Origin of the sequence: Mycoplana ramosa (assembly GCF_041930185.1) — a bacterium.
GTDB lineage: Bacteria > Pseudomonadota > Alphaproteobacteria > Rhizobiales > Rhizobiaceae > Mycoplana > Mycoplana ramosa.
On the sequence record NZ_JBHEEW010000002.1, the window covers coordinates 1 to 23,410 of the forward strand.

18 protein-coding genes are annotated in these 23,410 nt (G+C 63.0%); 13 read left to right on the forward strand and 5 right to left on the reverse strand.

Annotated elements, in window-relative coordinates; all coding sequences use genetic code 11:
• Positions 1–181: 181 nt before the first annotated feature.
• From JNC62_RS02565 to JNC62_RS02575, 3 genes are read right to left on the reverse strand one after another with little or no spacing between them, the layout of a single operon-like run.
• Complete coding sequence (locus JNC62_RS02565) at positions 182–1,138, reverse strand: CobW family GTP-binding protein (protein ID WP_374835685.1); 957 nt, start codon at positions 1,136–1,138, stop codon at positions 182–184.
• A complete protein-coding gene (locus JNC62_RS02570) occupies positions 1,132–2,859 on the reverse strand; it encodes an amidohydrolase (protein ID WP_374835687.1) in 1,728 nt (575 codons plus the stop codon). Before JNC62_RS02570 ends, JNC62_RS02565 begins: the two co-directional genes overlap by 7 nt.
• Before the next feature lie 39 nt (positions 2,860–2,898).
• Positions 2,899–4,482 (reverse strand): zinc-binding metallopeptidase family protein, encoded by a 1,584-nt coding sequence (locus tag JNC62_RS02575; protein ID WP_374835689.1) that lies wholly within the window; start codon positions 4,480–4,482, stop codon positions 2,899–2,901.
• A gap of 119 nt (positions 4,483–4,601) precedes the next feature.
• On the opposite strand from JNC62_RS02575, the gene JNC62_RS02580 reads away from it, so the two are divergent.
• The 6 genes from JNC62_RS02580 (at position 4,602) to JNC62_RS02605 (ending at position 12,225) form a co-directional block, all read left to right on the forward strand.
• A complete protein-coding gene (locus JNC62_RS02580; protein ID WP_374835691.1) occupies positions 4,602–5,516 on the forward strand; it encodes a LysR substrate-binding domain-containing protein in 915 nt (304 codons plus the stop codon).
• Between the two features lie 90 nt (positions 5,517–5,606).
• A complete protein-coding gene (locus JNC62_RS02585) occupies positions 5,607–6,695 on the forward strand; it encodes an ABC transporter ATP-binding protein (protein ID WP_374835693.1) in 1,089 nt (362 codons plus the stop codon).
• A gap of 52 nt (positions 6,696–6,747) precedes the next feature.
• Positions 6,748–7,863, forward strand: a complete 1,116-nt coding sequence (locus JNC62_RS02590) for an ABC transporter substrate-binding protein (protein WP_374835695.1) — start codon at positions 6,748–6,750, stop codon at positions 7,861–7,863.
• 8 nt (positions 7,864–7,871) lie between these two features.
• Positions 7,872–8,705: an ABC transporter permease gene (locus tag JNC62_RS02595; protein WP_374835697.1), complete on the forward strand. Its 834-nt coding sequence runs from the start codon at positions 7,872–7,874 to the stop codon at positions 8,703–8,705.
• A 1-nt stretch (position 8,706) separates the two neighbouring features.
• Positions 8,707–9,513: an ABC transporter permease gene (locus JNC62_RS02600; protein WP_374835699.1), complete on the forward strand. Its 807-nt coding sequence runs from the start codon at positions 8,707–8,709 to the stop codon at positions 9,511–9,513.
• A 390-nt stretch (positions 9,514–9,903) separates the two neighbouring features.
• Positions 9,904–12,225, forward strand: a complete 2,322-nt coding sequence (locus JNC62_RS02605) for a methyl-accepting chemotaxis protein (protein ID WP_374835701.1) — start codon at positions 9,904–9,906, stop codon at positions 12,223–12,225.
• Between the two features lie 399 nt (positions 12,226–12,624).
• Here the strand turns inward: JNC62_RS02605 and JNC62_RS02610 are convergent, their stop codons facing one another.
• Both JNC62_RS02610 and JNC62_RS02615 read right to left on the reverse strand, forming a co-directional pair.
• Entirely contained in the window at positions 12,625–13,368 is a 744-nt protein-coding gene (locus JNC62_RS02610; protein ID WP_374835703.1) for an SDR family oxidoreductase, read from the reverse strand.
• Entirely contained in the window at positions 13,361–14,110 is a 750-nt protein-coding gene (locus JNC62_RS02615) for an SDR family NAD(P)-dependent oxidoreductase (RefSeq protein WP_374835705.1), read from the reverse strand. The genes JNC62_RS02610 and JNC62_RS02615 overlap by 8 nt, the downstream gene beginning before the upstream one ends.
• A gap of 98 nt (positions 14,111–14,208) precedes the next feature.
• On the opposite strand from JNC62_RS02615, the gene ydiJ reads away from it, so the two are divergent.
• The 7 genes from ydiJ to JNC62_RS02650 all read left to right on the forward strand — a co-directional run bounded on the left by ydiJ (position 14,209) and on the right by JNC62_RS02650 (position 23,399).
• The gene (ydiJ, locus tag JNC62_RS02620) at positions 14,209–17,277 is read left to right on the forward strand and encodes a D-2-hydroxyglutarate dehydrogenase YdiJ (protein WP_374835706.1); all 3,069 of its coding nucleotides are present in this window, start codon (positions 14,209–14,211) and stop codon (positions 17,275–17,277) included.
• 17 nt (positions 17,278–17,294) lie between these two features.
• Positions 17,295–18,026 carry a FadR/GntR family transcriptional regulator gene (locus JNC62_RS02625; RefSeq protein WP_374835707.1) on the forward strand — a complete coding sequence of 244 codons (732 nt, stop codon included), beginning with the start codon at positions 17,295–17,297 and terminating at the stop codon, positions 18,024–18,026.
• Between the two features lie 401 nt (positions 18,027–18,427).
• Positions 18,428–19,540 (forward strand): branched-chain amino acid ABC transporter substrate-binding protein, encoded by a 1,113-nt coding sequence (locus JNC62_RS02630; RefSeq protein WP_374835709.1) that lies wholly within the window; start codon positions 18,428–18,430, stop codon positions 19,538–19,540.
• Between the two features lie 80 nt (positions 19,541–19,620).
• On the forward strand, positions 19,621–20,538 hold the full coding sequence (locus tag JNC62_RS02635) for an ABC transporter permease subunit (protein ID WP_374835711.1): 918 nt from the start codon (positions 19,621–19,623) through the stop codon (positions 20,536–20,538).
• A 10-nt stretch (positions 20,539–20,548) separates the two neighbouring features.
• The gene (gene livM / locus JNC62_RS02640; protein ID WP_374835713.1) at positions 20,549–21,859 is read left to right on the forward strand and encodes a high-affinity branched-chain amino acid ABC transporter permease LivM; all 1,311 of its coding nucleotides are present in this window, start codon (positions 20,549–20,551) and stop codon (positions 21,857–21,859) included.
• Positions 21,856–22,674: an ABC transporter ATP-binding protein gene (locus tag JNC62_RS02645; protein ID WP_374835714.1), complete on the forward strand. Its 819-nt coding sequence runs from the start codon at positions 21,856–21,858 to the stop codon at positions 22,672–22,674. Before livM ends, JNC62_RS02645 begins: the two co-directional genes overlap by 4 nt.
• A gap of 5 nt (positions 22,675–22,679) precedes the next feature.
• Complete coding sequence (locus JNC62_RS02650) at positions 22,680–23,399, forward strand: ABC transporter ATP-binding protein (RefSeq protein ID WP_374836316.1); 720 nt, start codon at positions 22,680–22,682, stop codon at positions 23,397–23,399.
• Positions 23,400–23,410: the final 11 nt, after the last annotated feature.

Genomic DNA, 23,410 nt, shown 5'->3' on the forward strand with positions numbered 1-23,410 from the left:
GAGGCCCCGATCTTCCAGGTCGCCGACTACGGCCTCGTCGCCGACCTGTTCGACGTCCTGCCGGAGCTGGAAAAGGCGATGTGAGGATACGTCCACCAAGGGCCGACGGCCGCACTTTGTGCGGCCGTGCTCCTTGGTGGCTGACGCGAGAAGCGCAAAGACCTTCCATGCGCCCTCTGCTTTACGACAGGGCGTTTGGCGGGGTCGATTCGGCACAGCCGTCGAGATGCGCCAGAGTGGTTTCAAACGCGGAACGCTCACCGAAGCCGATGAACACGAGGATATTGTCCACGTCGAGACCTTCCGGCGCAATTGCCATCGCCTCGAAGGAGAGGCGCGTGCCGACCAGATGCACGGCGAAACGCCGGCCATCGCTCGCGCGCAAGAAACCCTTGGCGCGATAGACCGCTGTCGGCAGGCCGGCCAGAACCCTCTGCAGACGCTTCAGATCGACTGCGCCGTCACTCTGCCAAGTCGCGCTCACTGCCGGTTCATGGACGGGTTCGGCGCCGAATGTCGAGGCGACGCCACGCGGGAAAACTTCGCCGGCAAAGAGAATGCCGAAGGGTACAAGCGCATGCGTGGTTTCCACGATGCGGGTGTCCGGAAAGGTCCAGCGCGCGCGCCAGGCGTCGAGCATGTTACGGTCGACCAGATCGGTCTTGTTGAGGACTAGAAGGTCGGCCGAACCGATCTGCGCTTCGGCGAGGCCGGGCGCAGCCGCAATCGCATCGTCGAAGCCGGCAGCGTCTACCATCACGACGATGGCGTCCGCGCGCAGGCGCGCGGCAAAGCGCGCGTAGCGCACCGTGTCCATGATGCGGGCGGGATCGGCCACGCCGCTCGCCTCGATCACGATGTGGTCGATATCGGCGCGGGCGGCCAGAAGCTCCTCGAGCTGCTCGACAAAGCCTTGGTTGAGGCCGCAGCAGACGCAGCCATTGGACAGGCTGTAGAGACCGCCCTCGGTCGATGTAATCAGCGCGGCATCGATGTTGATCGCGCCGAAGTCGTTGACCAGCACCGCGACCTTGAGCCCATGATCACCGCTCAGGATGTGATTGACGAGCGTCGTCTTGCCCGCGCCGAGAAAGCCGCCGATGACGGTGACCGGGATGGGGGCGCCCATTGTCACCATAGCTGCGGCGCTTCCCCGTGCCAGACGGCTTCGGAGTTCTCGTTCAGCCGGTCGTGCACCAGCTGGCCTTGCACAAACGTGAGATCCACTTTGGTGGAGTGGATGTTGCCCTGCGGCTCGACCTCGAACAGGTTGCGGTCGAGCACGATGATGTCGGCAGACTTGCCGACTTCGAGCGAGCCCGCCTCGTGCTCGATGCCCATCGACCAGGCGCCGTTCTTGGTCATCACGTCGATGGCTTGCTTGAGCGAGATCGGCTCGCCGAACCGGCCTTCGCCTTCACCCCACGGATTGGCACGGGTGACCATGGTTTCGAGCGCGATCCACGGATCGAGCGGGCTCACCGGCCAGTCGGTGCCGATGACGGCGACGCCGCCGGCCTCCAGAACGCCCTTGATGTTGTAAGCGCGCGCCAACCGCTCCGGACCGTAGCCGGAGCGGGCGCCGGAGACGAACTTCGACGGATACCACGACACTGGCGAGAATTCGGCCGTGACGTTGAGATCGCGGAAGCGCTTGAGATTGCCGCCGTGCAGGATCGTCGAGTGCGCGCACTGATGGCGCACATTGAGCCCGCCGGGCCGGCGGCGCGCTTCCCCGACCGCGTCGAGGAAGGTGTCTGAAGCCGCATCCCCGGTGCAATGGGCGATGACGCGGATACCCTGCCGGTCCATGTCCCAGATCATGTCGGCAAGGTGCTCGGGCGTGAGGTTGAGCTTGCCGCTCCAGCCGGCATTGCCTCCATCCCACGGCGTGATGAGATAGGACGAGCGCGGCTCGACTGTGCCGTCGAAGTGGAACTTGACCGCATTGGCGTTGAGCCGGGCGGACCGGTAGTAGTGTCGCTCGCCGGCCAACAGCTCCCAGCGCCGGCGCACCGGGAAGATGTCGTCCTGCCAGCTGATGGCGGCCTCGACACGCAGGGTGAGTTCACCGACCTGATCGAGCGACTGCAGGGCATTCAGCCTGTTTTCGCAGACATGAACGTATTTCGTCGACACCACCCCACGCGCGGACTGATAGCGCACCCCATGGCGATAGGCGGCGCGCAGCACCGGCACCGGCGTCGGCGGCATGGCGGCATGGATCAACGCGTAGGCGCCGTCGATCAGAAGGCCCGTCGGCTCGCCGCTGACCGGATCGCGCTCCAGATAGCCATTGGCCGGGTCTGGCGTGTCAGCGGCGATGCCGGCACGGCGAAGTGCCTCGCTGTTGGCCATCATGGTGCCCCACATGCGGTCGAGCAGCGCGACCGGACGATCGGGCATCACCGTGTCCAGCCAGTCCTTGCCGGGAACGAGCCCGGCCTGGCGGAATGTGTAGCGGACGAAGTACTGGCCGTAGATCCACTCGCGATCCGGGTGCTTGGCCGCATAGGCTAGGATGGCATCGCGCACCTGATCGGGCGTCGGGTCGACGATGCCGATGTCGAGATCCTCGGCATAGCGCGGGGCGAGCGCGAGGTCCGGATGGGTGTGCATATCGTAGAGGCCCGGCATGGCAAAGCGCCCGCCGAGATCCATCACCTTGGTCTGCGCGCCGATCAGATGTTCGACATCCGCGCGCTCGCCGCGCGCGACGATGCGCCCGCGCGCCACCGCCAGCGCCTGGCACCAGGGCAGGCCCGGATCGCCAGTGTAAACGCGGCCGTTGACGAGCACGAGGTCCGCATGGGCACTGTGGGCCGAATGGCTCGGGCGGTGATCGTAGAGAACGCGCATGATCGGTTACCTGTAAGAAGAAGAGCGTGCGTGCCGGCCTTAATAGCCGGCACTCGGGATCCACCACTCGCGGCCGCGCGCGGTGGTGACATATTCCGGCCAGCGCAGGCCGATCGGCGCCTCGTAGTCGGCCAGCGCCGGAATCCAGTTCGTGCCGCCGATGCCGCCGCCGGTGCGTTCCTCGAATTCCTTGCGTGCCGCGGTGCGCAGCTCGGCGTTCTGCATCAGTTCGAGCATCGAGAGGGCGATGGTCTTCGATGCGCAGATCACCATCGGGTCGATGGTCTCGGGAATGCCGCCCAGCGCGTTCATCACCCAGTCCGGATAGGCATAGCCGGCGGGACCGGTGAGCATCGGGCGGGCGATATAGAGGCGCGCCGTCGGCGCGTGCCAGCACATGTCGGTGTAGTCGTCCGAGGTGTAGTTGATCTGCGACGGCGGCAGGTCCTGGCGCAGGATACGTTCGGCCTCCTGCGGGCTCACCAGCGTCTCGCAATCGGGCAGGAAGGGCTCGGCCATCGGCTCCAGCCCGAGATTGGCCTGGATCTCGCGGGCGATCTCCTTGGCGCGCGCCCCCCATGTCGGCGCACCGACGGCGGCAAGCTTGCCATAGACCAGATCGGCCATGACGTGGTTGGCAAGACCGGGGCGAGACTTCGAAACCCAGATCTTTTCGACGCGGCAGTGGGCAAGCTTGGCGGCGGCTTCGGCGTTGCGGTCGAGAATAAGCGTCGCCTGCTCGGCCATCTCCACGGTCGGCACGCGGATGATGTACTGGATCTCGGAAAGCCGCGCCGGCAGGTTGTCGGCGGTGGCCTGCCCGGCCGTCAGGATCGCCTCGCTGATCGACCAGCCACCCATATGCGGCAGCATGGAATCGCGCAGCGCCTTGGAGGCGTTGTACATGTAGAACAGCGCATCATTGGCGCCCGGCGCGCGCACAGCGCTGTGAGCTTGCGGGATCGGCAGGCCGTCGGCACGCTTCAGCCAGGTCTCCGGTTCGTCGCAGACGAAGCGGTAGACCATCGCATAGGCTGCGCCGCAATGGGTGTCCCAGTTCACCGTGTTGCACAGCGGCAGCATATAGCAGGGGTGAAAGCTGATCATCGCGTCGAGGCCGTCATAATAGCCCTTGGCGGCATGGATCGGCTTGGAGCCGCGAACCTTTTCGGCCGGTTCGCCGAAGAACTTCAGCGTGCCCGGAATGCCGTGGGCCTGCATGGCCGCCTTGGTGGCGAGCAGTCCCCCGAAGGCGCTCATGCCGAGCGCGGAATGTGGATCGGTGTGGCCGCCGGCATGCTCGTTCAGGCCGACGCGCGGCTCCTTGACGGTGCTCGCCGCCTGGCAATTGCCCGGCACGGCGTCATATTCGGCATAGGAAGCGATGACCGGGCCGCCTTCGCCATTCGTCCAGGAGGCGGCGAAGGCTGTCGGCATGCCGCCCGACCCTTCCTCGACCTCGAAGCCCTCGGCCCGCAGGCGCTCCACATACCAGGCGGCGGATTCGTATTCGCGCCAGGCGGTCTCGGCCTTGTGCCAGATCTCGCTGGTCCACTTCGACAGCTCAGCCGCGTTCTCGTCGACCCAGCGTGTCGCGGTTTCCTCGGCAATGTTCTTGCTCATGTCTCTGCCAATATTGATGTTGTGCCTGGTTGCAGAGCAAAGCAGTGAAAGGCTTGCGCAAAAAGTGATATGTTTTATCGTTTCGCGCAAATTTCGTTCACCAAACAGCGAGGAACCCCTTGCGGATACCATCGACACAGGCGCTGCGCGCGCTGGAGAGTTTTGCCCGTCATGGCAGCGTATGGCGGGCAGCCGAGGAACTGCATCTGACCCGCAGCGCCGTCAGTCACCAGTTGAGACTGCTGGAGCGAGACCTGGGTTTTGAACTGCTGGAACGCGTCGGCAAGGGGGTGGCACTTACCGCGCGCGGCCGGCGCTATGCACACGACGTGCACAAGGCGCTGACGATGCTCGGCGATGCCGGGATGCAGTACCGGGAAGGTGGCATCGGTGGTTCTTTTCGAATCTGCTGTACGCCCGGGTTCGCGTCGCTCTGGCTGTGCACCCATATCGCTGCGTTCCAGGAAATGTATCCTGACGTTTCGCTATCCATCCTGACGCCGCGCCGCCTGGACGACGTGAGCATCCCGGAAGTGGATGCGTTTATCGCGTTTGGCGACGGCAACTGGCCGAACCACAGTGTGGAGCTTCTTTGTGATGTGCGTTTCACGCCGCTCTGCAGCCCGAGCCTGCTCAACAGGATCGGCGGCATTTCCAAGCCGGCCGATGTCTTGCGCACAAATCTGCTTCACCTCAACGACTTCGAGGATTGGGCACGCTGGCTGGCGCTCACCAAGGTGGAAAACGCCGATCCGGCCACCGGCATAATCTTTTCCGACATGAACCTCGTTTTCTCGGCGGCCATTGCGGGGCAGGGGATTGCGATGGGTGACGAGCTTACCGGGCAGAAGGCATTGAGCGAGGGCAGGCTGGTGCGCCCCTTCGACATGGCGATCCGTGCATCACGGTCCTATTACCTCGTCGTGGACCTGACCAAGAAAGACCATCCGGTCCTTCCGCCTTTCCGCGACTGGCTGCGGTCCAGCCTTGCGGATGAGGCGGCCGATGCTCAAGGCGTTCGGGAGCGACTATAGGTGAATAGAATTTTCCAATATGGCGAAAATAATTCGGTTGCCGTGAGAGGATTGCGTGGCTTACGCTCTTGAAAACGGGGGGAACGCTTAATGCAGCAGGCCGGACGGGCAGCGGAGATCAAGGCCGTCGGCGTTGGAAAAAGCTTCGGAGCTTTCCATGCGCTGAAGAATATTTCGCTCGATATCGGCCGAGGCGAGTTCCTGACGCTGCTCGGCCCCTCCGGCTCAGGCAAGACGACGTTCCTGATGATCTTGGCCGGATTCGAAAAGCCCAGCCGGGGACAGTTGTTCAACAACGGTGTCGACATCACCGATCAGCCGGCTGAACGACGCTCCTCGGGCATGGTCTTTCAGGGCTATGCACTGTTCCCGCATATGAGCGTGGCAGCCAATATCGCATTTCCGCTGCGGGTGCGGCGCAAATCCGAGCAGGAGATCAAGCGCCGTGTCGCCGAGATGATCGAGCGCGTTGGCTTGCAGGGCCATGAGCACAAGTTGCCTTCCAAATTGTCCGGCGGCCAACAGCAGCGCGTCGCCTTGGCACGTGCGCTTGCTTTCGAGCCGGGCGTGCTGCTGCTGGACGAGCCGTTTTCGGCGCTCGATAAGAGCCTGCGCGGCCAGATGCAGACCGAGATGAAGAGGCTGCACGAGGAAACCGGCACCACATTCGTCTTCGTCACCCACGATCAGAGCGAAGCGCTTGCGCTTTCTTCGCGCGTGGCCATCTTCAATCATGGCGAACTGCTTCAGGTAGGAACGCCGCAGGATGTCTACGAGCGCCCGGGCAGCCGCTTCGTTGCCGAGTTCCTCGGCGAGATCAACATGCTGCCGCTGCACGGAATCCGCGCTGACGGGGAGGGCGCCCGAGGGCTGCACGAGGACCGTGAGATCGCGTTGCGGTTCGGCCAGGGCGCGGTTGATGGCGAGGCCGTCCTGGCCGTGCGTCCCGAACATATGTCGATCGCGCGAGAGCCGGCCCCGCAGGAAAACGGGATCGCCGTCGTCGTGACGTCATCGACCTATCTCGGCGCGGCGACACGCCTGGATCTGGCGACCCGCGGTGGATGCAAGCTCAGCGTTTGCGTGTCGACGGAAACCGCGCAGCAGGCGCTCCAGGGTGACAGCACCGTCTGGCTGACATGGCCCGCAGACGCGGGCTTCCTGCTGCCGGCGGGTTGAGGTGACACCCGTCGCCGACAGACTATTGAAGACAACAAAGGGGGGAATGAGCATGAATGAAGCTTTTCAGAAATACTGCCTCGAAATCCTCGCGGAGAAGGTCAAGCGCGGCCAGATCACCCGCAGGCGCTTTGCCCAGCTCGCCGCGATGCTGTTTGCCGGCGGACCGATGGCGCTTAGGGCCACGCGCGCCTCGGCGGAAGCCAATCAACTCGTGTTCGTGAACTGGGGCGGCGATGCCGTGACGGCCTATGACAAGGCCTACGGCCAGCCGTTCCAGCAGGAAACCGGCATCGTGGTGAAGCAGGACGGTTCCGGTCCGACGGAAGGCGCCATCGCCGCACAGTTCAAGAGCGGTGCGCCGAGCTGGGATATCGTCGATGCCGATCCGTTCTCGGCGCTGACGCTCGGCAAGCAGGGCATGGTGGAAGAGATCGACTACGCGGTCGTCGACAAGAACAAGATGCGCCCGGGCTTCGGTTGGGACTACGCCGCGTCGAGCTACTTCTTCTCCTACGTCATCGCCTACGATTCGGAGAAATACGGTGACCAGGCGCCGAAGAGCATGGCCGATTTCTTCGACGTGAAGACGTTCCCCGGCAAGCGCTCGCTCTACAAGTGGGGCAGCGCCATGTGGGAAGCCGCCCTGCTCGGCGACGGCGTTAAGCCGGAAGAGCTCTATCCGCTCGACCTCAAGCGCGCGCATGACAAGATCGCGGCCTTCAAGGAGAACGTCGTCGCTTACTGGGGCGGCGGCTCGGAAAGCCAGTCGCTACTGCTGGACGGCGAAGCGTCGATGGCGCTCGTCTGGTCAACCCGCGCCTCGCTGATCGAGCAGGATTCGGGCGGCCGCATCAAGTTCATCTGGGACCAGGGCCTGCTGTCGCCCGGCGCGATGGCGGTCATCAAGGGCAATCCGGGCGGCCGTGACACGGCGATGAAGTTCATCGCCAGCGCTCAGGACCCGCAGAAGCAACTCGTCATGTTCGATATCCTCGGGCAGGGCCCTGCCAACCCGGCGACCGACGCCCTGATCCCCGACGACAAGAAGCGCTTCAACCCGGTCGATCCCGCCAATATGAGCAAGCAGATCCCGCTCAACATGGAATGGTACGCCGAGCACTACGGACCGGCGCTCGACGAGTTTACCAAGATCATCTCCGCCTGAGCCGGCACATGCTTGCCCGCTCCAACCCGATCGGCGCGGCGCTCTTCCTGGCGCCGCTGCTCCTTCTCCTCGGGCTCGCCTACGGCATCCCGTTTGTCGGCGTCCTCAAATGGAGCTTCACCCTGCCCGAGCCGGGGCTCGGGCAGTATCACGCGCTGCTCACCGATCCCCTGGTGCAATCGGTGTTCGTGCGCACCTTCCGCATCTGCGCGTTTGTAACGATCGCAGCGGTGGCCGCCGCCTATGCCATCGCCTACATCTGGGTCCGCGGCACGCCGGGTCAGCGGCTGGTGGCGGAGTACTGCATCCTCGTGCCATTCTGGATTTCGGTGCTGACGCGCGCATTCGGCTGGGTGGCGCTCCTATCCAACCAGGGCCTGATCAATACATGGCTGCGCTCGATCGGCTTCCTCAGCGAACCCCTTGCGCTCGTGCGCAACGAATTCGGCGTCGTCGTCGGCATGATGCATTTCCTCATCCCGTTTGCGGTCTTCCCCATCGCATCGGCCATGCGCAGTCTGGACGAACGGGTGCTGCTCGCCGCACGCGGCATGGGTGCCAGCCGCACGCGCATCTTCTGGTCGGTGTTCGTCCCCATGACCATGTCCGGCATCATCGGGGCCGCGCTGATCGTCTTCGTCTTTGCGCTCGGCTTCTTCGTCACCCCGGCAATCCTGGGCGGCGGCCGCAGCGTCATGGTGGCGGAACTCGTTTACCTGCGTATTTTCCAGAGCCCGGACTGGGGACTCGGTGCTGCCATCAGCATCACCCTGGTCGTGATTGTCGGCCTGCTGACAGCGGCGCTGTTCCGCTACCTGCGGCCCTCACAGATGGCAGGCTGACATGAGTGGTTATCGCCCGGGTCCCGTTGCGTTGTTCGTTGCCCTTCTGGTGGCGGTCTTTTTGCTGATGCCGCTGTTGGCGGTGGTGCCGGTGTCGCTGACGCCGTCGCGCATGCTGTCCATGCCGACGGGCGCTCTGTCGCTCAGGCACTACCGCGCGCTGATCGAAGACCCGCGCTGGCTGGACAGCATCCTGCTCAGCCTGCGCGTCGGCATCGTCTCCAGCACGCTGGCGACGCTGCTCGCGCTGGCCTTTAGCCTTGGCATCTGGATGTTCCGGCCGCGCTTCGCCGCGTTGCTGGTTGGCTTCGTGCTGCTGCCGATGATCGTGCCGCCGGTGGTTTCGGCGATCACGCTCTATTTCCTGCTCACGTCGATGTCGGGCATCGGCAGCGCGGTCGGCTATGATACCTGGCTGGGGGTTGTGCTTGCGCATGTCGTGGTGACGGTGCCGTTCGCCGTGGTGCTGATCCTCGTGTCGCTCAGCCAGGTCGACCGGCGCATCGACCTCGCCGCGCGCGGTCTCGGCGCGTCGACATGGGAGCGGGCGACCAAGATCATCATCCCCAACATCAAGTTCGGAATAGCGACGGCGTGGCTGCTGTCGTTCGTGCTTTCCTGGGAGGAGATCGGCGTCACGCTGTTCGTCACCAGCGTCAACGCCATCACGCTGCCACGCCTGATGTGGATGGGCCTGCGCGACAATATCGACCCCGCCATTGCGGCGATCTCCGTCATCCTAACGCTGATCACCGTGACGGCCATAACGGCCCGCATCGCCTATCGCCGCGCAGAGGGCAGGGACTGATCCATCGGCCCGGCACCGGGGCAGTGGACTGATTTGCTTCGGGTGGGTTCAGTTTTGAACCGCGACTTGCGAAGGATTACCCTTGTCCACTGCTCGACATGGATGAAACGCCGAAAGACCGCCGTCTCCCCCTAAGACATTATTGGCATTATATTAATCATTCTGGCGTTCTCTTGGGCGTCTCCCAGGGCCTCAGGCCTAGGGTTCTCGGATTGCGATCCATAGCGGCAGTGTCGCGCTATCTCAGCAACCAGGCTGGGTTACGGGCCTTGTCTCCCTGCCGTGTTAAGGCGACGACGGCCGAGCTATGAGTTTCAATGATCCGGCACTTCGCAGCATGAGGCCGCGATTAACCACATGCTGTCCATTTCATCTTTTTCGAGGCTTATTATGCTTTTCAAATCGACCACGGGTCGAAACATTTTTGCCGTTGCTGCCTGCGGGGTCGTTGCGACCATCTCCGTGTCGGCGTTCCTGTTCTTTCGCTCCTACGAGGACGTCAAGACGAGCAGCCTGGAGCGTATGCGCGAGATTGCGAAGGCGCAGGCGTTGGTCGTCGAAAAGGAAATCGGCGGGACCGTTCATATCGTCAATGGACTGGCCTCCTTTCTGGAAACGGCAAAAGAAAACAGCGATGCTGACCGAACCAGGATCGACCATGTCCTTAATGACATGCTGAAGAACAATCCCAACGTGCTTGCGTTGTGGACCGGCTGGGAGCCGAACGCATTCGATGGCAGGGACAGTGACTTTGCAGGTGCGACAGGCCACGACAAGACGGGCCGCTACGTGCCGTACTTCGTGCGTGGCCAAGATGGAAAGATTATACACACTTCGCTGACGGGCTACGCGACGGCCGGCGAGGGCGACTTCTATCAGCTGCCAATCATGCAGCAAAAGACGGTTGTCATCGAACCCTATCCTTATGACATCGGCGGACAGGAGGTCCTGATCACCTCGGTTGCCATGCCGATCATCATCGACGGCAAACCCATGGGTGTCGCCGGTCTCGATCTGTCGCTGCAAGACACGAGCGAGGCGCTTTCGGCTCTCCACCCTATGGGAACGGGCTACTTGAGCCTCGTCAGCAGTGGGGGCAAGATCATCGGGCATCCTGACCAGGGCCTGATCGGGAAGAGCCTCTCGGACGGCGGTGCACAGACGGCCGGTTGGGAAGAGCTGATTGCCAATCCGGGCGTTGAGCGGGAGATAAGCGCGCAGGACGGCACCGTCCACATAACCGTTGCCTCGCCGGTCGTGCTGACCCCGGATATGAAATGGTATGCCATCGTGTCGGTGCCGAAAAGCACGGTGCTCGCGCAGTTGGACGCGATGATGCGTGACGCCGCCCTGATCATCGTGATGGCCGCCGTCTTGCTCGCCCTGGCCGGCTGGCTGATTGCCCGCCGTTTCATTGGTCGTATCTCCAATATCATCGACGAGACGGCGCAGATCGCGCAGGGTAATCTGCAGCTCACGTTGAAGGACATCCAGGCCAATGACGAAATCGGCGATCTCGCGCGCTCGCTGGAAGTCCTGCTCGAAAACAACCGGGAGAAGGCCCGCCTTGAACAGGAAGCGGACGCCAACCGCAGCCTCACCGAGAAGGAGCGGATTGCCCGCCAGGAACAGGAAGCCAGGGATGCCGCGGCTGTGAAGTTCGCCGTCGACAATCTGGCGGTGGGCCTTTCCAAGCTGTCGGACGGCGATGTGTCCTACCGGATCGAGCAGCCCTTCACCGAGGCGCTCGATACCGTGCGCCGCGACTTCAACACCTCCGCAGAGAAGTTGGAATCGACCCTTACGCAAGTTTCCGACAACGCGCGGAACATTAACGCGGGCGTGACCGAGATCCGGTCCGCTGCCGATGACCTGGCCAAGCGCACCGAGCAGCAGGCCGCCGCCGTCGAGGAAACCGCTGCCGCTCTTGAGGAAATCACCGCCACGGTGAAGAACTCGACCGCGCGCGCGCAGGAGGCGGGTCAACTCGTCGCCCGTACTCGCGCCGGAGCGGAAAAGTCCGGAGAAGTCGTCCGTCGTGCCGTCGCGGCGATGGAGCAGATCGAGAGGTCGTCGGTGGAGATCAACAACATCATCGGGGTGATCGACGAAATTGCTTTCCAGACCAACCTGCTGGCCCTGAACGCCGGCGTGGAAGCCGCCCGCGCCGGCGACGCCGGCAAGGGCTTTGCTGTCGTGGCGCAGGAAGTGCGCGAACTTGCCCAGCGTTCTGCCACGGCGGCGCGTGAAATCAAGGAACTGATTAGCACCTCCAGCGCCCAGGTCCGTGAAGGCGTGCATCTCGTCGATGATACGGGCCGCGCACTCGAAACCATTGTTACGGAGGTGCAGGAGATCAACCGGCACGTCACGGGCATTGTCGAGGCGGCACAGGAACAGTCATCCGGTCTCCAGCAGATCAATACCGCCGTCAACCAGATGGACCAGGATACGCAGAAGAACGCGGCAATGGTCGAAGAGACAACAGCTTCCACCCACGGTCTGGCGCATGAAGTGGGTTCACTCAACCAGCTTCTGGCGCAATTCAAACTGTCCGGCAGAACGCGACAGACGTCGGCCCCTCTTCGCGCAGCGACGGGCAAGGAAGCCTACGTGAATTCTCCGGCTCGTGCTCTTGGCCACAAGATCGCCAGCGCCTTCTCCGGTAATGCCGCCCTCGATACGTCCAAAGTCAGCTGGGAGGAGTTCTGAGTACCGGCGAGCTGCTCGGCATGAGAACTCGTGTTCACGCAAAGCCCCCGCGCCTAAACTTGGCCGCGGGGGCTTTGCGATTCCATGTCATGGCCATCTGCACGGCTCAGACTCTCGATCAGGGCCGGGAAGGGGAAGGCTCTGACGCGAGAGTGACCTGCAAGCCTCGCATGACTTCTGAAACAGTGCCGCTTGGACCGAAGGAGGGCGCGAGGCTCGGGTGCAACTGATCATGAGATCGGTCGGCAATGCCCCCCGGAAGTGACGCGATTCGTCCCTTTGACCTCGTTCGCGCGACTCGCCTAGGCGCCGCCCGCACCGAGGATCGCGAGGACGATGAGCGAGGCGATGCCGAGCGGCATCATCGATCCGTTGGCGTTCCCTGGTCCTTGGCGACCGTCATTGTGCCTCGAACTTCACCATCGTTCCGCCGCCCGTTGCCTGATCGGTCGGGAACACTTCCACACGTGCGACGTCCACATAGATCGGAAGCGCTATCACGTCACCGACGATGCGGGCGATATGTTCCGGCTGGATTGGCCGGTAGCCGTCATAGAGCACGGCCTTGGCCTGATTGTCGGGAATGGAGGAGCGGTAGAGGTCCGTCTGAACGCGACCGGGTACGATCTCGCTGACCCGCACCGATGTGCCGAGGAGGTCACAACGCAGGTTGTCGCAGAACAGGCTGAGGCCGGCCTTGGAGGCGCCGTAGGCCCCCATGTTCGGATAGGGCGCCTGACCGCCGCTGGAACCGATATAGATGAGATGCCCGCGCTTGCGCGCTACCATGCCGGGCAGCACGGCCCGCGTCAGATGCATCGGCGCCTTGAGGTTAACGTCGATCATCGCGTCGATCTCCGCCGGATCGATGTCCTGGAAGGCCGACCGGGTCGAGAGGATGCCGGCATTGTTGACGAGAATATCGACCTCGACGCCGGCCAAAGCCTCGGCGATGCGCGCCGTGTCGCGCACATCCGCCCGGACGGGGATCACACCGGTCGCGTGCGCGAGGTCTGCAAGCTGTGCCTCGTTGCGGCCAACGGCATAGACGGTGAGGCCGCGAGCGCGCAGCATCGGCACGATGGCCTTGCCGATGCCGCCGGTAGCGCCGGTGACGACGGCGACGCGATAGGCATCAGACATAGATGTAGCCTCCGCTGATGACGACATTCTCGCCCGTCGCATAGGTATTGCGGCTCGAAGCCATCATGACGATCCATTCGGCCATTTCGACCGGTTCGGCCGCGCGGCCGAGCGCGCTCGCCTTCGCCAGTTCCGGCAGGAAGCCGAGTTCCTTGGCGCGGTCCGTCGCAAAACCGGCCGGCGCAACGGAATTAACCAGAATTTGGTCCTTGGCGCATTCCTGGGCAAAGGACTTCGTCAGGCTGACAACGGCGGCCTTGGTGGCGGCGTAATGGGCATTCTGCGGATGCGCCTTAAAGGCATCGACCGAGGTCACGTTGACGATGCGGCCCGTTACTTCCGGCGCATTGATAAACTGGCGCATGTGGCGCACAGCCGCCACCATCATGTGGTAGGTGCCCTTGACATTGATGGCGTTTTCGAGGTCCCAGTCCTCGTCGGTGATCTCAAGGATGGGCTTACGCGGATAGATCGCAGCGCTGTTGACCAGCGCATGGATACGGCCAAGCTTGGCGGCCACCGCCTCGAAGCCGCCATGGGCAGTTTCGGCGCGGGAAATATCGGCAACGGCCGTCGCCACTTCTGCGCCGAGCGCCTCCAGAGTCGCCGCGGAGGACGCGAGCAGAGCCTCGTTACGATCGATCAGGCCGATCTTCGTTGCGCCTTGCGCGATCATCAGCTTCGCAGTCGTGAGCCCGAGTCCGGATGCGCCGCCGACGATGACAACAGATTGGTTCTTCACGTTTCCGACCCTTCGATTTTTGGGTTGCACTGCCACACAAGCATGTTATCACTTATATGCTAGCTTGAGTGAAGCACAAGCTTTTTTTGGACTCCCGCATGATCCCTCGCCTCCCATCAAACGGGCGCCCGTCGTCGCCAAGCGACGCTTTCCTGCATCATCTCGCCAGCGGTGATTTCGAGGGCGACATCGGCACATCCGCCGCCGAGCGCACCGTCTTCTCCACCGACAATTCCATTTATCAGGTCGAGCCCGCCGGCATCGTCTTCCCCAGGAACATCCATGATCTCAAGCGCATCGCTAGGGCGCTTTCCCGTCCGGAGTTTGCCGGCGTGACGCTTGCCCCGCGCGGCGGGGGAACGGGCACCAACGGCCAGTCGCTGACAACCGGTGTCGTCGTCGATTGTTCGCGGCACATGAACCGCATCCTGGAAATCGATCCCGTGCGACGCACCGCGCGGGTCGAGGCGGGCGTCGTCAAGGACCAGCTCAACAAGGCGCTGGCGCCGCACGGCCTGTTCTTTGCACCCGAACTTTCCACCTCGAACCGGGCCACGATCGGCGGCATGATTTCCACGGATGCCTGCGGCCAGGGCTCCTGTCTTTACGGCAAAACGAGCAACCATGTGCTGGCATTGCGCGTCGTGCTGACGGACGGCAGCGATTTTTTCTCCCGGCCGGTGTGCCAGGAGGAATTACGGGCGCTGCAAAGCCGGCGCGACCGTATCGGCGACATCCACCGCACCCTCGCTCGAATCGCCATAGACGACCGTGGCGACATCGAACGCATCTTTCCAAAACTCAACCGTTTCATGACGGGCTACGACCTTGCCCATCTCATCCGCGAGGACGGCAAGTTCGATCTCAACGCGGTGCTATGCGGCTCTGAAGGCACGCTGGCAATGATTGCAGAGGCCGAACTCAATCTGCTGCCGCTTCCAGCCCATGCGGCGCTCGTCAACATCCGCTACGACAATTTCAACGCAGCGCTCGAAGACGCGCGCAATCTCGGGGCGCTCAATGTCGCCTCGGTCGAGACGATCGACGAAACGGTGCTGCGACTTGCTAAGGGCGATATCATCTGGCCCCGCATCGCAGCCTACTTTCCCAACGATGCCGATCTGCCGGCAAACGGCATCAACATCGTCGAGGTGCTGGCGGATACGCCGGAGGCATTGGCGGAAAAGCTCTCGGCCGTGACGGCGGCGCTGCAGAACAGTTCTTTTCCCGGCCGCAAGGGTTTCACCACGACGCATGGCAAGGCCGAGATCGAGGCCGTCTGGACGATGCGCAAACGGGCGGTCGGGCTGCTCGGCAACGTGGAGGGCCCGGTCCGACCGGTGGCTTTCGTCGAGGATACCGCTGTTCCGCCGGAAAACCTCGCCGCCTATATTCGGGAGTTCCGGTCGCTGCTCGACGGGGAAGGTCTCACCTATGGCATGTTCGGCCATGTCGATGCCGGCGTTCTGCACGTGCGCCCGGCGCTCGACCTTACTCGCCCCGAGCACGCGGCGCTCGTGCGCCGGATCAGCGATGCCGTCGTGGCGCTGGTGCGAAAATATGGCGGTGTGCTCTGGGGCGAGCATGGCAAGGGCGTACGCTCCGAATATGTCCCGGAATTCTTCGGGCCGCTTTATCCGCGCCTGCAGGAAATCAAGGCCGCCTTCGATCCGCTGGGTCAGCTCAATCCCGGCAAGATCGTCGCACCCAGCGGCAAGGCACTGCCGAAGATCGACGCCATTCCCCTGCGCGGCACGCTCGACCGGGAGATCGGCAACGATATCCGCACCGCCTTCGACAATGCCGCCTATTGCAACGGCAACGGCGCCTGCTTCGATTTCGACGCGGACGGGCTGATGTGCCCTTCCTACAAGGCGACGCGCGACCGGCGCCAATCGCCGAAGGGCCGCGCGTCGCTGATGCGCGAATGGCTGCGGCGGCTTGCCGAAAGGGACGTCGATCCGCGCCGCGAGGCCGCACGGCGGCATCTGTTTGGATTTGCGAGGCGTCTGTGGAACAGCCTCAATCCCGCCAACCGCAATGACTTCTCCCATGAGGTGCGCGCGGCGATGGATACCTGCCTGGCCTGCAAGGCCTGCGCCGGGCAATGTCCGGTCAAGGTCAGCGTACCAGCCTTTCGCGCCAAGTTCCTCGCACTCTACTACCAGCGATATCTGCGGCCGCTGAAGGACCCGCTGGTCGGCGCGATCGAAATTACCCTGCCGCTGATGGCGCGGATGCGCCCCCTCTACAATCTTGTTGCCGGGTCTTCGGCAGGCCAGGCGGTTATGCGCTGCGCCGGCCTGACGGCGTTGCCCGTTCTTCCGCAGCTATCCCTGCGGCGCGAGCTTGCGCGCCGCAACGTGCCCGTCGCCACGCCAGCGGACCTGGGTCGCCTTGATCCGGCCGCCCGGTCCAGGGCTGTCGTCTTCGTGCCGGATGCCTTTACCGAGCACTTCGATCCGCAGGTGCTTGTCGACGCGGTGGATGTGGCGCGGCTGCTCGGGCTGTCCCCCTTCGTCGCGCAGCCGGTCGTCAATGGCAAGGCGTTGCATGTGCATGGCTATCTCGACGCCTTCCAGAAAACGGCACGCCGCACCGCCGCCGTCCTCGATCGATTGGCGAAGACCGGCGTGCCGCTGGTCGGCATTGATCCGTCCATGACCCTGACCTTCCGGAGCGAGTATTCCAGCGTTGGAATTCAAGCGCGCGTCCTGCTGCCACAGGAATGGTTGAGCGGCATTCTCGATCGCCCGCCCTTACCCTCCAGCGAAGGGCAAAAGCGCTACCTGCTCATGGCCCATTGCACGGAACGCACCAATCTGCCCGCTGCGACCAGCGAATGGCGGGACGTTTTTGCCAAACTTGGCGTGGATCTGGTGACGGGCGAGACCGGATGCTGCGGCATGGCGGGCACCTTCGGACATGAGGTCCGCAACCGCCCGCTTTCGGAAGCGCTCTATGCCATGAGTTGGCAACCCGCGCTTGCTGCCGCCGGCTCAGCAGATATCGTGATGGCAACGGGCTACTCCTGCCGATCGCAGGCGAACTTGATGGAGGGCCGGAGGCTTCTCCACCCGCTTCAGGTCATTCGTGCCATTCTGCAAGCAAATCCTGCGCTTTCTTCAGGCATGCCAGGTATGATAAGTGATAGATTAAAAGCATGAGCTAGGGGCAGCATCGCATGTCAATCATCACGCAGCGCGGCAATCTCGGCGAAATCGTAGTCGCCAAGCTCGTCGAACGCATCGATTCCGGACTTTATGCTCCCGGTGAGAAGATTCCGTCCAGCGCACAACTCTGCGAGGAGTTTGGCGTCTCGCGCACCGTCATCCGCGAGGCGCTGACATCGCTGAAGGTGGCCGGCCGCGTCATCGCCCGGCAGGGCGCCGGCGTCTATGTGACCGATAAGGATGCAAGGACGCTGAACTTTGAGATCAGCCGAATCGACGACATCCGATCTGCCATGCAGATTTTGGAACTGCGGCTCGGCGTGGAGATGCAGTCCGTGGCGCTCGCCGCTCAGCGCCGCACACCCGAAGCGCTCGCCGAGATCGCCCGCGCCTTCGACCATATAGAAAATCTTGATACGAATGATGCCGGTACCGAAGCGCGCGCCGACTTCGAGTTCCACCTCGCCATCGCCAAGGCGACCCGCAATCCGCACTTCCCAAGGTTCCTGGAAGCCGTGATGGGGGAGATCAATTTCGACCTCGTGCTGAAGCACAGCCAGTCCGGCCGCTCCTACAACGCCTATCTCAAAAAGGTCAACAAGGAGCACGCCACCATCCTCGCAGCGATTACGCAGGGCGATGTGAAGGCGGCCAAACAGGCGCTGTCGGCGCATCTGGAAGAAAGTCTCAATCGCTACCGCGCCATGTTAAGCGAACCGGCGGACCAGCGAACGAAGGGATGACCTTCGTACTGTGTGCTAGTCCACGACGATCCTTCCCAAGGCACGGCGCCACCGGAGCCGAAGGTTGGATTTCCCGCGCCTTGACGCCTTCGTCTCGCTCCATGGGCGTCCGTTGATCAGCCGCCCGAAATCGCCGATGTGTCAAGGATAGCTTGTCGATCGACGGAATTTCTTACGCAGGCCCGCGGCCGCTAACCCCCTATAATCCTTTCGAGGCAATAGGACTGACAGGCAATCCGCACGCGCGTGTCGGACGCGAAACAGGATAGAGGCACCCTGATTTGCTGTTTTTCCAATCCTCCCAAGGGTGAGCACAAAGCGCGCGAAATCCTTTGCAACAACAACAGCGGAGCGAACCGCGTTCGACACAACTTCAACGGCTCAACAGAGGGAACCCCTACATGACGAATTTTTCGAAGCTCCTCGCCGCAACCGCCATCGCCTCCTCGCTCCTCGTGCCGGCATTTGCCGCCGAGACGATCAAGATCGGCGTCGCCGGCCCCTACACCGGCGCCAATGCCACTTTTGGCGAGCAGGTTTTCAACGGCGTGTCGACCTATGTGAACCAGGTGAACGCGGCCGGGGGCATCAACGGCAAGCAGATCGAACTGGTGAAAGGCGATGACGCCTGCGAGCCGAAGCAGGCCGTGGCCGTCGCCAACCGCTTCGTCGACCAGGACCAGGTCCAGGCCGTGATCGGCCACTTCTGCTCGTCGAGCACAATCCCCGCCTCTGAGATCTATAACGACGCCGGTATCCTCGAGATGACGCCATCGTCGACGAATCCGGCGGTGACCGAGCGCGGCTTCGACAACGTGTTCCGCGGTTGCGGTCGTGACGACCAGCAGGCTGTTGTCGCCGCCGGCTTCATCCTCGACACACTGAAGCGGGACAAGATCGCACTGATCCACGACAAGGACACCTACGGGCAGGGCTTGGTGGACGCCGTCAAGAAGACGATCGAGGAGCGCGGGATCGCGCCGGTCCTGTACGAAGGCCTGACGCGCGGCGAGCGCGACTTCAACGCGCTGGTCACCAAGATCAAGAGCGCCGGGGCAAACGCGGTCTACTTCGGCGGCCTCATTCCGGAAGGCGGACCCCTCGTCCGACAGCTGAAGGAGCAGGGCGTCGACGTCGTCTTCGTCAGCGGCGATTCTTTCGCCCAGGTTGAACTCATCGCGGCCGCCGGCGGCGCGGAGAACCTTGCAAACGTCTATTACTCCGCAACGCCCGATCCGCTGGCGGATCCGAAGACGAAGGACGTCCAGGAGGCGCTGACCAAGGCGAATGTCACGCCAGCGAACTACGTGCTCTACGGCTACGCGAACGCCCAGGCCGTCGTGGCCGCGCTCAAGGCCGGCGAAGATCTCAAGTCCCAGGCGGACTGGTTGCGCAACAACACGGTCGATTCGGCGATCGGCGAGATCACGTGGGACGAGAAGGGCGACATCAAGAACTTCAATTTCGTGTTCTATAACTTCGACGACAAGGGAACCCCCGTCCTCGTCGAGTAAAGGCAAGTTTGCCGAGCCAGCCGGTCTCTCGTCCGGCTGGCTTTTCCATGCCCGGAAAATTCAAGAAGGGGGAGGGCGCCATGGATCTCTACATCCTGGTCCAGCAATTGTTTAACGGTATCACGCTCGGAACGATCTACGGCCTGATCGCCGTCGGATACACCATGGTTTACGGTGTCATCCGCATGATCAACTTCGCGCACGGCGACGTCTACATGGTCTCGGCCTATATCGCCGCCATTACACTCGCCGTTCTGACATTCTTCGGCATTCAGTCCGTTCCCTTCGCGCTCATTTCGGTGCTGGTGATCACCTGCGCCATCACCGCGGTCTACGGCTGGACGATCGAGCGTGTGGCCTACCGGCCGCTGCGCGGTTCGACGAAACTCGCTCCGCTCATCTCCGCCATCGGCATCTCGCTGATGCTGCAAAGCTACGTCCAGATCTCGCAGGGCGCGCGCGACCAGGGTGTCCCGACCCTGATCAAGGGCGCGTTCCGCTTTGGTGACGACACCCATTTTGCGCAGATCACCTACATGCAGACGGTCATCCTGCTCGCCTCGCTGATTGCCATGGGCATTCTCACCTATGTGATCAACTACACCCGTATCGGCCGCGAATGCCGGGCGACGCAGCAAAACATTCGCATCTCTGCGATCCTCGGCGTCAACACTGACCGTATCATCTCGACGGTGTTCGTGATCGGCGCCGCCACGGCCGCGGTCGGTGGCACGCTGGTCACCTTGAACTACGGCTCGTTCAATTTCTTCATCGGTTTCGTCATGGGCATCAAGGCCTTTACCGCAGCCGTTCTCGGCGGAATCGGCTCGCTGCCGGGCGCTGTCCTCGGCGGCGTTCTGCTCGGGCTAACCGAAGCGCTGTTCGCAGGTTATGTCAGCACCGACTACAAGGACGTCTTCGCCTTCTCGCTGCTCATCATCCTCCTGTTCTTCCGCCCCTATGGCCTACTTGGCCGACCGGAAATCCAGAAAGTCTGAGGAAACAAGCATGGAACCGAACCGCTTCCTTACGCTTTCCAAGCAAGCCCTGCTCACCTTCACTGTCGCGCTCATCCTGTTGGGCCCCATATCCGGCCTCGTGCTCGAAGGCTTCGGCTTCCGAACCGAGCTTGCGCGGGCCATTCTGCTCGCTGCAATCGTCACCGCCGGCCGCATCGCGGTCTCGCTCGTCGGAGCGACCGGTTTCGGTCAGAAGCTTCTCGGCAGGTTCGCCAGAAACGGCGCCGGCGTAACGGTCATGACGGGAGAGGAAAAGTCCCACGTCCTGATCCTGGCCCTTCTCTTTTTTGCCGGCCTCGCACTGCCCTTCTTCGCAGACAAGTATTTCCTCGGCATCGCGATCCTCGCGCTCATCTACTGCCTGCTCGGCTTGGGGCTGAACATCGTCGTCGGCCTGGCCGGTCTTCTTGACCTCGGCTTCGTCGCCTTCTATGCGGTTGGCGCCTACCTCTTGGCGCTCGGCTCCCAGTACCTCGGCCTCGGCTTCTGGGGCGCACTGATCATCGCCCCCTTCCTCGCCGGTCTCTGCGGTATGATCCTCGCTTTCCCGGTGCTCAAGATGCACGGTGACTATCTCGCCGTCGTCACGCTCGGCTTCGGCGAGATCATTCGTCTCGTCTTGAACAACTGGCTCGAGTTCACCGGCGGGCCCAACGGCGCCGCTGCCCCGGCGCCCACCTTCCTCGGCCTTGAATTCACCCGAACAGCCCGGCAGGGCGGCGTTCCGATCCATGAGTATCTCGGTATTCCCTACAGCGCCGATTACAAGTTCTGGTTCATCTACATCGTGCTCTTCCTGGTCGTCTGCCTCGTCATCTACGCCGTCGAGCGCCTGCGCGTCATGCCGCTCGGCCGCATGTGGGAGGCGCTGCGCGAAGACGAAATCGCCTGCCGTTCGCTCGGCGTGAACCACGTGTTCACCAAGCTGACTGCCTTTGCGCTCGGGGCTTCGACGGGCGGCCTCGCCGGGGTCTTCTTCGCGGTCCACCAAGGCTTCGTGAACCCGACCTCCTTCACCTTCTTCGAGTCCGCCCTCATTCTCGCCATCGTGGTTCTTGGTGGTCTTGGATCGACGGTCGGTGTCATCGCCGCAGCCCTCGTGCTGACCGTCCTGCCGGAAATGCTGCGAGACTTCGCCGAATACCGCGTTCTGATCTTCGGCGTGCTGATGGTCGTGATGATGATCTGGAAGCCGCGCGGCCTCGTCCGCGTCAAGCGGCCGGCTTTCTTCCCAAGTTCGCCCGAGCAAAGCGGAGCCCGAAGCCTGCCCCTGGCAGCAACGGCGGAGGCAGGTCGATGAACGCGCCCCTCCTCGACGTCCGCAACGTCACCATGCGCTTTGGTGGAATCGTCGCCAACCGCAATGTCAGCTTCTCTGTCCAGCGCGGCGCCGTCACCGCGCTCATCGGCCCCAATGGCGCCGGCAAGACGACGATGTTCAACTGCATCACCGGCTTCTATAGGGCGACTGAAGGCCAGATCATCCTGAACGGCAGCAGCGGGCCGCAGGATATCGGCGCCTTGATGACAAGGCCGGTCACCGGCGGCTCGCACCTCGTCACACGCGCCGGCATCGCCCGGACTTTCCAGAACATCCGCCTGTTCAAGGAAATGTCGGTCGTCGAAAACCTGTTGGTGGCCCAGCATCTGGTCACTGCCAACAACCTGCTCAGCGGCGTCTTCCGCACCCCTGCCTTCCGCCGGGCCGAGCGCGAGGCGGTCGACCGCGCATATTTCTGGCTGCGCGAGATGAACCTGACTGACGACGGCAACCGCCTCGCCGGGGAACTGCCTTATGGCCGGCAACGGCGCCTCGAGATCGCGCGTGCCATGTGCACTGGCCCGCAACTGATCTGCCTCGACGAGCCGGCGGCCGGCCTCAACCCGTCCGAAACGCAAGAACTGTCCGAGGTCATCCAGCGGCTTTGCACCGAGCACGGCCAGACGGTCCTCGTCATCGAGCACGACATGGGGCTCGTCATGCGCATTTCAAACCATATCGTCGTGCTCGATCACGGCGAGGTGATCTCCGACGGAACGCCCGATCACGTGGCGAACGATCCCGCCGTCGTTGCCGCCTATCTGGGGGTCAGTGAAGAAGAGGTGCAGGCATGAACGACATGACGCAAGCCCCGCTGCTCGAATTTTCAGGCGTTCGCGCCCAGTACGGCCCGGTCGAAGCGCTGAAGGACGTGAGCGTCCACATCTGCAAGGGCGAGATCGTCAGCCTGATCGGGGCGAACGGTGCGGGGAAGACGACGCTGCTCTCCTCGATTTTCGGCACACCGCGCGCATCCGCCGGCAAGATCATTCATCGGGGCGAGGACATTTCGCGCCTGCCGACGAGCCGCATCGCCCGACGCGGCATCGCGCTGGTACCGGAAGGCCGGCAGATCTATCAGGACATGACGGTCGAAGAAAACATGATGATGGGCACGACGCCGATCGGCATGAACCATTTCGATGAGGACCGGGCTACCATGTTCCAGCTCTTCCCGCGCCTCAAGGAGCGACGGAACCAGACCGCCGGCACCATGTCCGGCGGCGAGCAACAGATGCTGGCGATTGCCCGCGCCATGATGGGACGGCCGGAACTCATCCTTTTCGATGAGCCCTCGCTGGGTCTGGCCCCGCTCATCGTCAAGCGCGTCTTCGAGGTGCTGAGCGAAATCGCGGCGATGGGCAAGACGATCTTCCTCGTCGAGCAGAACGCCAACCACGCGCTCAAGCTCTCGCAGCGCGCCTACGTCATGGTCAACGGCCGCATTCACCTCTCCGGCGAGAGCGCCGCCCTCCTCGACAACGAAGACGTCCGCAAGGCCTATCTCGGCCTGCATTGAACGGAATTTGC

What these genes read in the sequence shown, in the direction of transcription:
- JNC62_RS02565 (WP_374835685.1), bottom strand. Translation starts at nt 1,138, where the DNA reads ATGGTGACAATGGGCGCCCCCATCCCGGTCACCGTCATCGGCGGCTTT.
- JNC62_RS02570 (WP_374835687.1), bottom strand. Translation starts at nt 2,859, where the DNA reads ATGCGCGTTCTCTACGATCACCGCCCGAGCCATTCGGCCCACAGTGCC.
- JNC62_RS02575 (WP_374835689.1), bottom strand. Translation starts at nt 4,482, where the DNA reads ATGAGCAAGAACATTGCCGAGGAAACCGCGACACGCTGGGTCGACGAG.
- JNC62_RS02585 (WP_374835693.1), top strand. Translation starts at nt 5,607, where the DNA reads ATGCAGCAGGCCGGACGGGCAGCGGAGATCAAGGCCGTCGGCGTTGGA.
- JNC62_RS02590 (WP_374835695.1), top strand. Translation starts at nt 6,748, where the DNA reads ATGAATGAAGCTTTTCAGAAATACTGCCTCGAAATCCTCGCGGAGAAG.
- JNC62_RS02595 (WP_374835697.1), top strand. Translation starts at nt 7,872, where the DNA reads ATGCTTGCCCGCTCCAACCCGATCGGCGCGGCGCTCTTCCTGGCGCCG.
- JNC62_RS02600 (WP_374835699.1), top strand. Translation starts at nt 8,707, where the DNA reads ATGAGTGGTTATCGCCCGGGTCCCGTTGCGTTGTTCGTTGCCCTTCTG.
- JNC62_RS02605 (WP_374835701.1), top strand. Translation starts at nt 9,904, where the DNA reads ATGCTTTTCAAATCGACCACGGGTCGAAACATTTTTGCCGTTGCTGCC.
- JNC62_RS02610 (WP_374835703.1), bottom strand. Translation starts at nt 13,368, where the DNA reads ATGTCTGATGCCTATCGCGTCGCCGTCGTCACCGGCGCTACCGGCGGC.
- ydiJ (WP_374835706.1), top strand. Translation starts at nt 14,209, where the DNA reads ATGATCCCTCGCCTCCCATCAAACGGGCGCCCGTCGTCGCCAAGCGAC.
- JNC62_RS02625 (WP_374835707.1), top strand. Translation starts at nt 17,295, where the DNA reads ATGTCAATCATCACGCAGCGCGGCAATCTCGGCGAAATCGTAGTCGCC.
- JNC62_RS02630 (WP_374835709.1), top strand. Translation starts at nt 18,428, where the DNA reads ATGACGAATTTTTCGAAGCTCCTCGCCGCAACCGCCATCGCCTCCTCG.
- JNC62_RS02635 (WP_374835711.1), top strand. Translation starts at nt 19,621, where the DNA reads ATGGATCTCTACATCCTGGTCCAGCAATTGTTTAACGGTATCACGCTC.
- livM (WP_374835713.1), top strand. Translation starts at nt 20,549, where the DNA reads ATGGAACCGAACCGCTTCCTTACGCTTTCCAAGCAAGCCCTGCTCACC.
- JNC62_RS02645 (WP_374835714.1), top strand. Translation starts at nt 21,856, where the DNA reads ATGAACGCGCCCCTCCTCGACGTCCGCAACGTCACCATGCGCTTTGGT.
- JNC62_RS02650 (WP_374836316.1), top strand. Translation starts at nt 22,680, where the DNA reads ATGACGCAAGCCCCGCTGCTCGAATTTTCAGGCGTTCGCGCCCAGTAC.